The sequence below is a fragment of the Synechococcus sp. R70.1 genome, assembly GCF_047461675.1.
Taxonomy (GTDB): domain Bacteria; phylum Cyanobacteriota; class Cyanobacteriia; order Thermostichales; family Thermostichaceae; genus Thermostichus.
In genome coordinates, this window is record NZ_JANSHR010000068.1 from 70,703 (window position 1) to 81,125 (window position 10,423).

Genomic DNA, 10,423 nt, shown 5'->3' on the forward strand with positions numbered 1-10,423 from the left:
ATAGGCCGGATCGCTACTGCTGGGCAAGGCGCAGGGTTACTGTCGGGCTAGTTTGGCTGCCAGAAGTAGCCGTGAGGTTGACCGGATACACCGTGCCGGCGGCCGGAATGGGGGGTCGGACGGTGATGGTAAAACGGCCCTGCCCATCGGCCTGGACAGTTTGGTTCATCACCGTCTGCTGAGCGCTGAGAATGCCCCCCACTGAAGTTGAGGCCGTTACTGTTACCCGCACCGAAGCATTGGGAGCTGTGGTGCCTTGCAGCGTAAAGGAAGGGCCGGCAACCCGATCCCCGTCCCGCAAGTTAGTAATCTGGGGCACTAGGCTGGGGACAGGGGCAGTTGCGGAAACTTCTTGGGCGGCAAGACGCTGGATACCGCCGCCAGCCCCCTCGATCAAGCGAGCTGGCTGTTCTGCAGTCATAAAGCGCACCTGGCCGTTGTTTTCCAAACGCGCAATGACGATCCCTTCGCGGGTAGCATCTTTCGGTTCAACGAGGACGTTGACCACGTAGGTGCCTCTGGAAACTTCCCGGGCCTGTAGAGTTTGCACCTGCCGTCCATCCTGAACGAGGTAAACGGTTACTCGGCTAGAGGGAGTGCCGTTAACGGTTACCAGCAAGATCTCGCCTGCTGACAGGGGGCGATGGCCGGCGTTGTGATCTACTAGATCAATGGAGGCACGGACAGGGCTGCCCACTGTGAAGCTCCAACTGACGCGGCGGGTCACTCCCTGGGTGTTGGTGAACTCCAGCAAGGCTTCGTGACGCCCTGACGGCAGGGGCTGAGGGGGACGGTAGGTAAAGAAATCGCGCGTGATCACTGCTTCCGAGGTAACCTCTCTGCCATTCAGGAAAACCCTCACCGTTTCCGGGCGTACGCTGACCCCATTTTGGCTGCGAAAAGAAGCCGAGATTGGAGAGGTAGGCTCAACATCGGTGGCCGCCTGAGCCGGGCTGGGATCCGTAACTTGCTGGGCCTTTGCTGGCAAGCTTGCCAACCCCACAATCGCCGCGCCAGCCACCAGAACCCTGCGAAACCGGGGACACCACTGATTGCTCATGAGACCGTCCAAAGGAAAAGTTGAGTTGGGGCAGCTTTACCCCTGCCTAGCCAGAAGCTGGATCCCAGCCTCCTCTCTGCATCCTGTTCCAGCTGGCAACCTCTGTCAATACACTTGAGCCTCTGGGGGGCTTTGCTCTCTGGAGATGCAGGGATTCCCACCAACATCAATTGACGAAGATGGCGCCTGTCTCTTGCAGGTCTAGGCAGTGATCGCCCGAAACGTCGTTGACTAGGCGCACCTCCACGGTGATGACATTCGCGGGATCCACACTCACCTGGTAGCCCACCGGCCCCAACATGGGTGTGTTGATGGCCAGGCAGTTGGGGAGGGTCGGGCTGCTCAAGCGTAGCGTTTCGCCCGGCTGCAGTTCCGAGATACCCTGGCGCGGATCGGTAAAGCCGTACTCCAAAGGCAGGCCAGTGCGGTTGCGGACTACCACCTCAACAGGTAGGGTGGGGTTGAAGCGAGCCACTGGCCGGTCAAAGACCGCTTGATCCACACCCACTGGCAGGCGCGGCAGCGGCACTGTTTGGAAGGCAGGCTGAGCGGCAACCCAGGGGGATCCCTGGAGCAGCACTCCGCTGATCCCGCCAGCCAGTAGAGCTGCTACCCTCCCACCCTTGCTTTTGCCTAGCTTTGAGGCGCTCATACTCTACAGGCTAGGGATCCCTGCTGGGCGTATCAAGGGTTAGCCTAGGAGACGACGGGCAGTATTGAGCACATTCTCCACCGTGAAGCCAAACTTCTCCATACACACGGGGCCGGGGGCAGAAGCGCCGAAGCGGTCAATGCCAATGGCTACCCCCTCAAAACCCAGGTACTTGTGCCAGCCAAAGGTGGAGCCCGCCTCGATGGAGATGCGCTTAGTAACGTTGGGAGGTAAGACAGAGTCCCGGTAACTCTGAGGCTGGGCCTCAAATAGCTCCATGCAGGGCATGGAGACCACGCGCACCGCCCGGCCTTCCTGCTTCAGTTGGGCAGCAGCCTTCACCGCCAGCTCCAGCTCTGAGCCGGTGGCGATCAAGATTAGCTCCGGGTTGGGGGCATCCACCACCACGTAGGCTCCCTTGGCCACTCCCTCCACGGAGGTACCTTCCACGGGATTGACCGCCTGCCGGGTAAACACCAGCACCGAGGGGGTGGACTTGGACTCGAGGGCTACTTGGTAGGCTCCTACCGTCTCGCGAGCATCAGCAGGGCGGATGACGTAGAGGTTGGGGATAGCCCGCAGGGAGGCCAGTGTCTCAATAGGCTGGTGGGTGGGGCCGTCCTCTCCCAGGGCAATGGAGTCGTGGGTCATCACATGGAGCACCCGCGCCCGCGAGAGGGCTGACAGGCGAATGGCCGGCCGCATGTAGTCGCTGAAAACCAAGAAGGTGGCGTCGTAGGGGATAAGGCCGCCGTGCAGAGCCATGCCGTTGGCGATAGCTCCCATAGCGTGTTCCCGGACTCCAAAGCGGAAGTTGCGCCCGTGGTAGGAGCCGGCCTGAAATTCTGGGATCCCCTTCAGGTAAGTCATGTTGGAGTGGGCCAGATCGGCAGATCCGCCCAGCAGCTCAGGTACCGCCTTGGCCAAGGCGTTAAGGCAAAGACCTGAGAGATTGCGGGTGGACTCCCTGCCGATTTCGGCAATTGGCGCTAGGGCTTCTTTCCAGCCCACAGGGAGCTCCCCCGCCATGATCCGTTTAAACTCAGCAGCCTCTTCTGGGTAGGCCTTCTCGTAGGCGGCAAAGCGCTCGTTCCACTCGGCCTCGGCTCTGGCCCCTCTTTCAATGGCCTGGCGGAAGTGAGCCAGCACTTCGTCGGGAATGTAAAACTCAGGCTCCAGCGGCCAGCCCAGGTTTTGCTTGGTGAGCTTCACCTCCTCTGGCCCCAGCGGTGCTCCGTGGACGCTCTCAGTGCCAGCTTTGTTGGGGGAGCCGTAGCCAATGGTGGTCTCGACAATGATCAGGGAAGGCTTGTCGGTAACTTCTTTGGCCTCCTGGATAGCGTCGGCGATCCCTTTCAGGTCGTGGTTGCCGTCCTCCACTTTTTGCACATGCCAGCCGTAGGCCTCGTAGCGTTTGCCCACATCTTCGGTAAAGGTAATTTCCGTCCTGCCATCGATGGAGATGTGGTTGCTGTCGTAGAGCATGATCAGCTTGCCCAGCTTGAGGTGGCCAGCTAGGGAAGCCGCTTCCGAGGCCACCCCCTCCATGTTGCAGCCGTCGCCCAGGATCACGTAGGTGTAGTGGTCAACAATCGTGTGGCCAGGCTTGTTAAAGCGGGCCGCAAGGTGAGCTTCAGCAATGGCCAGCCCTACTGCATTGGCCACCCCCTGCCCCAGAGGGCCCGTAGTCACCTCCACGCCAGGGGTTTCAAAGTTTTCCGGGTGGCCGGGGGTTTTGGATCCCCACTGGCGAAACTGCTTGAGATCTTCAAGACTGACGTCAAAGCCAGTCAGATGTAGCAGAGCATACAGCAGCATGCAGCCGTGGCCTGCCGAGAGGACAAAGCGATCCCGATCCACCCACTTAGGGTTGCGGGGGTTGAACTTCAGAAACTGCTGCCAAAGCACATAGGCCATGGGTGCTGCCCCCATCGGCAGGCCAGGGTGGCCGGAGTTGGCCTTCTGAACAGCATCCACCGCCAAAAAACGAATGGTGTTGATGGCAAGTTGTTCCAGAGAGGGAGGAGCAGCAACAACCATGTGGGATCCCTATCGCTCGACACTCGCTTTCCAGTATGCCTTGGTACTCCCGCCAACCAAAGCAGGGAATACCTATGAAAAGGTTTGCAAAGGCGCTACCTGCCCCCGCTTTGGCCCCCTCAGCAAGCTGCATCGCCTTGGCAACCGCGTAGCGGGACAAAGCCCTTGGCTTCGTATCGGCCAACCCTAGTCTAGTACAAGTTGGTAATCAAAGTGCTTGCGGGCTTTTGCCCTGCCCTCAAGGCGGATAAGCTAAGAGATACACGAGTTGCCGTTGGTGGCTAGTTGGAGGGTTTTCTTTGAGTGCCGTTGCTTCCCCTAGTGGCAAACCAGCCTGGCTGCGGGCCAAGGCACCTCAGCGGGTAGGCTCCGTCAAACAGCTGCTGCGGGACTTAGGTCTGAACACCGTCTGCGAAGAGGCCTCTTGTCCCAACCTAGGAGAGTGCTTTGCCAACGGCACCGCCACCTTCTTAATCATGGGCCCAGCCTGCACCCGTGCTTGCCCCTACTGCGATATCGACTTCACCAAGCGCCCTTTGCCTTTGGATCCCACCGAGCCGCTGCGAGTGGCAGAGGCTGTGCAACGGCTGGGGTTGCGCCACGCCGTGATTACCTCCGTCAACCGGGACGATCTCCCCGATGGGGGAGCCAGCCAGTTTGTTGCCTGCATTACCGAAATCCGCCGCCGCATGCCCCAGACAACCATCGAGGTCTTGATCCCGGACTTGTGCGGCAACTGGCAGGCCTTGGAGCAGATTCTCGCTGCCCGCCCCACGGTGCTTAACCACAACACCGAAACCGTGCCCCGCCTCTACCGGCGGGTGCGCCCCCAGGGGAACTACGAGCGCTCCCTTAAGCTGCTGGAATTGGCGCGGCAGTGGGATCCTGGCCTTTACACCAAGTCGGGAGTAATGCTGGGGCTAGGAGAAACTGCGGCAGAGATTTTGCAAGTGATGCAGGATCTACGGCGGGTAGGCTGCGACATCCTCACTCTTGGCCAATACCTGGCGCCCAGCCCCAAGCACCTGCCCGTGGAGCGCTACGTGCCCCCAGAGGAGTTTGACCACTGGCGACGGGTGGGGGAAGAGCTGGGCTTTTTGCAGGTGGTGTCCTCCCCGCTTACCCGCAGCTCCTACCATGCCGAGGCTGTCCAAGAGCTGATGCAGCGCTTTCCCCGACAAGGAACTGTAGGCCCAGGGAGGGATTTTCTACGCTAGGGGGATGCGGTAGGATTGAAATGAAGAGATAGGAGGGGCAGGCGGCCGCGTCCTCGCTGTCGCCACTAGACAGCAGGATGAGGAAAGTCCGGGCTTTCAGAAGAACACACCGCTGGGGAAAGCCCAGTGCGGGAAACCGCGAGGATAGTGCCACAGAAACATACCGCCGATGGCTGGGAGTCCAGCACAGGTAAGGGTGCAAAGGTGGGGTAAGAGCCCACCAGCAGCGTCGTGAGGCGCTGGCTCGGTAAACCCCGGTGGAAAGCAAGGCCGCAGCCGCAGGACTATGGCTGTTCTTCGCCCCTGTCGGCTGCACCGAGGTCACGGTACTCAGCCAAGTGGTTGGGGAAGGGTGGTCTCGGTGGTGGTGAGCCGCTAGAGGGTGATGGCAACATCACTCCCAGAGAGATGGCCGCCAGTGGGGGCTGCTCTTCGGAGTACCCCACTACAGAACCCGGCTTACGACCTCCTCATCTCTTCTCTTTTTTTAGGTTTCCTTCATCCCCCTCAAGGCCGCCATCCACAGCTTTACACAGATATCGAGAAGAGAGGCGGCGCTGATGTCATTTTCAGAAGTGCCTTTGTCCCCTGGATTAGAGGAGGGCTGGTTACCGTCGTCGGCAGGCAAGCCAGCGGTAACGGCCAACACAGCTGTCCCCAGAATCATCAGGTGGAGAACCCCAGCAGCTGCGTGAAGGTGCTCCGGGTCAATTGCCTGGAGTTCGGGGCTGGGGATCTGCTGCAGGTAGCCGGCTAGCTGCTCTTGGGCCTGCAGGAAGCCTGCTCTCAAGGCGCGGCGATGCTCCTCGGAGTAGAAGCCTGCTTCTCCCACCAATGAGCGCACCAGCTCAGGGTTATTGGCTAGAGCCTGGAAGCAGGTTTGGACATAGCGCAGGAGAATGGCTTGCAGCTCAGAGCTCTGGAAGGTGGCAGGAGCCGCCGGCAGGGGTAAGTCGGCAATCCCGGAGAAAACTCCCAGCTCACCGAATACGGCTAGGAGGAGTCCCTGCTTGCTGCCAAAGTGGCGAAACAGGGTTACTTCGTGAACCCCCGCCAAGTCTGCAATTTGGCGGGTGGTAGTCTGGGCAATGCCCTGTCGGACGAATAGCTCTCGAGCTGCCTTTAGCAGCCTTTGCCGGGAAGAAGGACGTGCCATGGTAGGGGATGGGGTAAGGATCCAAGAGAAGATCCTGAAGACGAGAAGCAATCTGCAAGTATCGCTTGCACTTGGGGTGAAATATCGTTAAGCTTAACCTCGGGCCAGATGACATCGTCTGCTCTGTTGCCCTCTTGCTGCTGTCCGCCTACCTTGCTGAAACTTGCACTGGCAAGGGTAGGGGAAGCACACTGCGTTTCCTAGTGCTGGGGGCGACAACTGTGCAGGGAGCGATTGGACTCTGCGCCACTTTACTTCTCTACCTTGAGGTTTATCTAGTTCATGGCAATCTCTCTTTCCCCCAAGTCCTTGGGCAACTCCGACGGCTCCGCATCCCAAAAGTCTTTCCGCTTTGCTTGGGAATTCGCTCTTTTTTTCCTAGTTCTCCACGCCATTGCTTTGGTGGGCGGCATTCTTTTCTTCTCTTGGCCTGCCTTGGGAGTGGCCCTATTTTTCCACTGGTGTTTTGGCAGCTTGGGGATTTGTTTGGGTTATCACCGCCTTCTCAGCCATCGCAGCTTTCAAGTGCCTAAGTGGCTGGAATACGTCTTTGCTACGCTCGGTACTCTGGCTCTTCAAGGAGGGCCAATCTTTTGGGTAGGTGGCCATCGCCAGCATCACGCATTTACTGAGGATGAGGAAAAGGATCCCTACTCGGCCCGCAAAGGCTTTTGGTGGAGCCACATGCTTTGGCTAATCTACCAGCGAGAAGAATTTTTCAACCCTGAGAAGTATTTTGCCTTTGCGCCCGACTTGGCTCGGGATCCCTTTTACCGCTGGCTGGACAAATATGGGTTGCTGCTGCAACTGCCGCTAGCTGCCGTGCTCTATCTGTGGGGAGGTTGGTCGTTCGTTATCTACGGCATTTTTGTACGGACGGTGCTGCTGCTGCACTGCACTTGGCTGATCAATTCGGCCAGTCACTTTTGGGGCTATCGAACTTTCGAGAGCAACGACAATGCCCGCAACCTTTGGTGGGCTGCCCTTTTGACCTACGGCGAGGGCTGGCATAATAACCACCACGCTGATCCAAAGTGTGTAAAAGCAGGCTTGCGTTGGTGGGAAATTGACATGACCTACTGGGTCATTTGGGTGCTGGCGCAGCTAGGCTTGGCCCGTAAGTTGCACCTACCAGCTCAAAGCCAGTAACCCCCCGAGGCACTCCTGCCCCAGAACTTTCCCAGCTAAAAATAGGCCAGGGATCCTTTTCTGGGATCCCTGTTCGGCAAGCAGAGGAAACTAGCCCTCTAGAGGGCTATACTGCCATGAGCCGTAGTGGTCAAGGATACGCTGAATTTGCTCTATATCAGCCTCTGGCCCTTGGTAAATGTGCAGCGCCTCAATTTGGCTAGCGGAGTAGTTAAAGCTGGGATCTTTTTTCCATTCCAGCTGTGTTTCTACCCCGGGAACACAAGCCAAGTGGGCAGCTAGCTCCCGATAAACCATCAGGGGCATAGAAGGGTAGCGAACGGCGTAGCGTTTCAGTCCAGCCGGAATCACAGGGTTACCTTACGGGGTCTTTGCTTAGCTCTGCTTCCTTATTTGTTGGATATCACAGTTTGCCCACAGGGATAAGAGGGGGGAAATACTTTCTGGCGAACATCCTCAGCAAAAGCTTCCACTGCTTCCCGGATTACCTGTCTTAAGTTGGCGTAGGCCTTAGCGAAAGGTGGGATCCGCTCGCTTAGGCCTAGGAGGTCATGGGTGACGAGGATCTGGCCATCACAGCCTGGGCCAGCCCCAATTCCCAAGGTTGGAATCCGGAGTTGCTGGGTAATTTGGGCAGCTAAGTCCGCCGGCATGTGTTCTAGAACTAGAGCAAAAGCCCCGGCTTGCTCTAGGTTTAAAGCTTCCTGGCGCAGCCGCTCCGCCTCTTCCGGCGTTTTCCCTTGCTGGCGGTAGCCCCCCAGCTGGTGTTTGGCCTGGGGCGTGAGGCCGATGTGGCCTAGAACGGGGATCCCTCGCTGCACCAGAAAGGCCACCGTCTCAACCATGGCCGGGTAGCCCCCTTCCAGCTTCACTCCATTTACCCCCGCCTCCTTCATCAGCCGTCCTGCCGAGAAGAGGGCCTGTTCTTTGCAGACTTGGTAGCTCAAGAAAGGCAAGTCGGCCACCAAAAAGGCCCGTTCTACGCCGCGGCGCACCGCCTGGGCATGGTGGATCATCTGCTCCAGGGTCAAGGGCAGGGTGCTGCTATGGCCCAGGCTGGTCATAGCCAGGCTATCGCCCACCAGGATTAGGTCAATCCCAGCCTGATCCAAAATCTGGGCTGTGACGTAGTCGGCAGCTGTGAGGGCCACCAGCGGTTGACCGGTCTGCTTAGCCTGGCGGAAGTGGTGAATGGAGAGGGCAGCCATACTTCCTATGATCTCATCGGGTCGCATCCTCCGCATTCTGGGGGCGAGGATCCGGTCAGGATAGCCCGTTTGCCGCTAAGATAGTAAAGCGCTATGCAAACTGGAAGGGTGACAGAGTGGTTGATTGTGGCGCTCTCGAAAAGCGTTGTGGCCGCAAGGCCACCGTGGGTTCGAATCCCACCCCTTCCGTGTTCACGGCTCCTGCGTTACAGGCTCAACTGCATCCCCTCATCCAGCGCCTCTCGGAGGCGATTTTAGAGCTATGGGGATCCCACTTTGCCCTGGCCCCTTACGACCTGCCAGAGGATCTGGGCTACGTGGAGGGCCGCCTAGAGGGCGAAAAGCTGCAGATTGAAAACCGCTGCTACCAGGGGGGGCCCTTCCGCAAGCTGCACCTGGAGCTGGCCCGGGCTGGCCAAAGTCTGGATATCCTCCACTGTGTTATGTTTCCACAGCCGCAGTACCCGCTGCCCCTGTTTGGCTGTGACATTGTGGCTGGTCGCGGCCAGGTGAGCGCCGCCATCGTCGATCTCTCACCGGTCACTCCCACTTTGCCGGATCCCTACATCCGGGAGCTGGAAGCTGTAGGAGCTCATTTAGCCCCTTTCCAACACCGGCGCCAGTTGCCACCTTGGGGCACGATTTTTTCCCCCTACTGCCTATTCATACGTCCTAGCGATGCAGCAGAGGCCGAGCGCTTTTTGCACTTTGCTTGCCGTTACCTGGAGATTCACTGCCACCTGGCGCAACAGATCTCCCCGCAGACGGATCCCCAGCAGATCCTGCTCCACTACCAAGGGCAGCAGCGCTACTGCAGCCAACAACAGCAGAACGACCGCACCCGCCGTGTTTTGGAAAAAGCCTTTGGCGCCGCCTGGGCTGAGCGTTACCTGAGCACCGTCCTTTTCGATTCGCCTCCCAATCCTGTGCAGATCTAGACGGGATCTCCCTGCAGCCGCTGCTGGATGTTCAGGGCCAATTTTTGCCTCAGGAATTCCGGCATGGTTAGAGTTGAGTCGGGACCTAGCAAGTAGAAAATAAAGCGCGCTCGGTTGCGGCGAAACATCAAATTGAGGTTAACAACGGTTAAATCCTCCTGCGCCAGGGCCCTCATCACCCGGTAAAACACGCCCAGTTGGCTGTCTACATCCACCAACAGCGTGGGCAGGTGAAACACTGGGTCAAAGTAAAAAGAAACCTGTACGTCTTTCAGGCTGGCTTTGAGATCGAACTCCAGCGCCAGGGTTTCGTGAACAGGAAACACCCCGGCCAGACACTCGTGAATGGCTCGCTCTAGGTTGAGCTTGGCTTGAGAGGAAAGGCTGTGGCCATCACGGGAGACCGTGAGGCGGATAAATACCAAGTGGGGCGAGTAGATCTGCCCGTAGAGATGGATGCCGTGCAGCGAAAGCTTGAAGGCCGTCAGCACCCCAAATAGGTCGCTGAGCAGAGAAGGCCGGTTGCGATAGGCTAGACAAACCACCGTCTTGCCCCGCTCGTCCTGCATCTGCACCACTGCCCTACGGGTTTGATAAAGGGCATAGGCCAGACGCAAGTTTTGCACCTGGATCTCACTGCTAACAAACTGGCTGTAAAAAGGTGGAAAACTCTCGTTGAAGCGCCGCATCAGAGCGGTTCGGGTCAGCGGGATCGAGTTCTTGGCAGGGCCGACCCTGGGCAAAGGGGGAGCCTCAGCCCCACTTTCCCTAGCCATCTCGAGGGAGGGTGGAGTGTCTTGTTCTGCTGACTGCTCAGCTGCCATCTCTCTCACCCCTTCCGCTCGACAAAGCACAACCCGACTCCACTCACCCGCACGGAGCTTTAAGGGGAGGCGAAGCGCGCGTCCAATTAAACTCTATCTCACGGGATCAAGGAGGGCATCAAAAACCCCCCAGCAGGGGGAGCTGCAGGGCAGCGGGTGATCCTAAATTAGAACAAGAA

10 protein-coding genes, 1 tRNA gene and 1 other RNA gene are annotated in these 10,423 nt (G+C 58.5%); 5 read left to right on the forward strand and 7 right to left on the reverse strand.

The window, feature by feature from the left end; genetic code table 11:
• Nucleotides 1–13: 13 nt before the first annotated feature.
• The 3 genes from NW807_RS08520 to tkt form a co-directional block, all read right to left on the reverse strand.
• The gene (locus NW807_RS08520) at nucleotides 14–1,060 is read right to left on the reverse strand and encodes a hypothetical protein (protein WP_414425829.1); all 1,047 of its coding nucleotides are present in this window, start codon (nucleotides 1,058–1,060) and stop codon (nucleotides 14–16) included.
• A 166-nt stretch (nucleotides 1,061–1,226) separates the two neighbouring features.
• Nucleotides 1,227–1,712 carry a hypothetical protein gene (locus tag NW807_RS08525; RefSeq protein WP_414425830.1) on the reverse strand — a complete coding sequence of 162 codons (486 nt, stop codon included), beginning with the start codon at nucleotides 1,710–1,712 and terminating at the stop codon, nucleotides 1,227–1,229.
• Between the two features lie 39 nt (nucleotides 1,713–1,751).
• Nucleotides 1,752–3,752: a transketolase gene (tkt, locus tag NW807_RS08530; RefSeq protein WP_414425831.1), complete on the reverse strand. Its 2,001-nt coding sequence runs from the start codon at nucleotides 3,750–3,752 to the stop codon at nucleotides 1,752–1,754.
• Between the two features lie 299 nt (nucleotides 3,753–4,051).
• On the opposite strand from tkt, the gene lipA reads away from it, so the two are divergent.
• Complete coding sequence (lipA, locus tag NW807_RS08535; RefSeq protein ID WP_414393624.1) at nucleotides 4,052–4,969, forward strand: lipoyl synthase; 918 nt, start codon at nucleotides 4,052–4,054, stop codon at nucleotides 4,967–4,969.
• Between the two features lie 29 nt (nucleotides 4,970–4,998).
• Nucleotides 4,999–5,446, forward strand: an RNA gene (rnpB, locus tag NW807_RS08540) — RNase P RNA component class A.
• 10 nt (nucleotides 5,447–5,456) lie between these two features.
• Here the strand turns inward: rnpB and NW807_RS08545 are convergent.
• Nucleotides 5,457–6,125, reverse strand: coding sequence for a TetR/AcrR family transcriptional regulator (locus tag NW807_RS08545; RefSeq protein ID WP_414405358.1), 669 nt, complete (start codon nucleotides 6,123–6,125; stop codon nucleotides 5,457–5,459).
• Between the two features lie 282 nt (nucleotides 6,126–6,407).
• Between NW807_RS08545 and NW807_RS08550 the strand changes: the two genes are divergently transcribed.
• Nucleotides 6,408–7,274, forward strand: a complete 867-nt coding sequence (locus tag NW807_RS08550) for an acyl-CoA desaturase (RefSeq protein ID WP_414393620.1) — start codon at nucleotides 6,408–6,410, stop codon at nucleotides 7,272–7,274.
• A 90-nt stretch (nucleotides 7,275–7,364) separates the two neighbouring features.
• Here NW807_RS08550 and NW807_RS08555 read toward each other — a convergent pair whose 3' ends face one another.
• A complete protein-coding gene (locus tag NW807_RS08555; protein WP_414425832.1) occupies nucleotides 7,365–7,625 on the reverse strand; it encodes a hypothetical protein in 261 nt (86 codons plus the stop codon).
• Nucleotides 7,626–7,663: 38 nt separating this feature from the next.
• A complete protein-coding gene (gene panB, locus NW807_RS08560) occupies nucleotides 7,664–8,482 on the reverse strand; it encodes a 3-methyl-2-oxobutanoate hydroxymethyltransferase (protein ID WP_414425833.1) in 819 nt (272 codons plus the stop codon).
• Nucleotides 8,483–8,584: 102 nt separating this feature from the next.
• On the opposite strand from panB, the gene NW807_RS08565 reads away from it, so the two are divergent.
• A tRNA-Ser gene (locus NW807_RS08565) sits at nucleotides 8,585–8,671 on the forward strand.
• A complete protein-coding gene (locus tag NW807_RS08570; RefSeq protein ID WP_414425872.1) occupies nucleotides 8,671–9,420 on the forward strand; it encodes a phycocyanobilin:ferredoxin oxidoreductase in 750 nt (249 codons plus the stop codon). Before NW807_RS08565 ends, NW807_RS08570 begins: the two co-directional genes overlap by 1 nt.
• Here the strand turns inward: NW807_RS08570 and NW807_RS08575 are convergent.
• The gene (locus NW807_RS08575; RefSeq protein WP_414425834.1) at nucleotides 9,417–10,244 is read right to left on the reverse strand and encodes a hypothetical protein; all 828 of its coding nucleotides are present in this window, start codon (nucleotides 10,242–10,244) and stop codon (nucleotides 9,417–9,419) included. The two genes, NW807_RS08570 and NW807_RS08575, sit on opposite strands and share 4 nt — an antisense overlap.
• Nucleotides 10,245–10,423 lie beyond the last annotated feature (179 nt).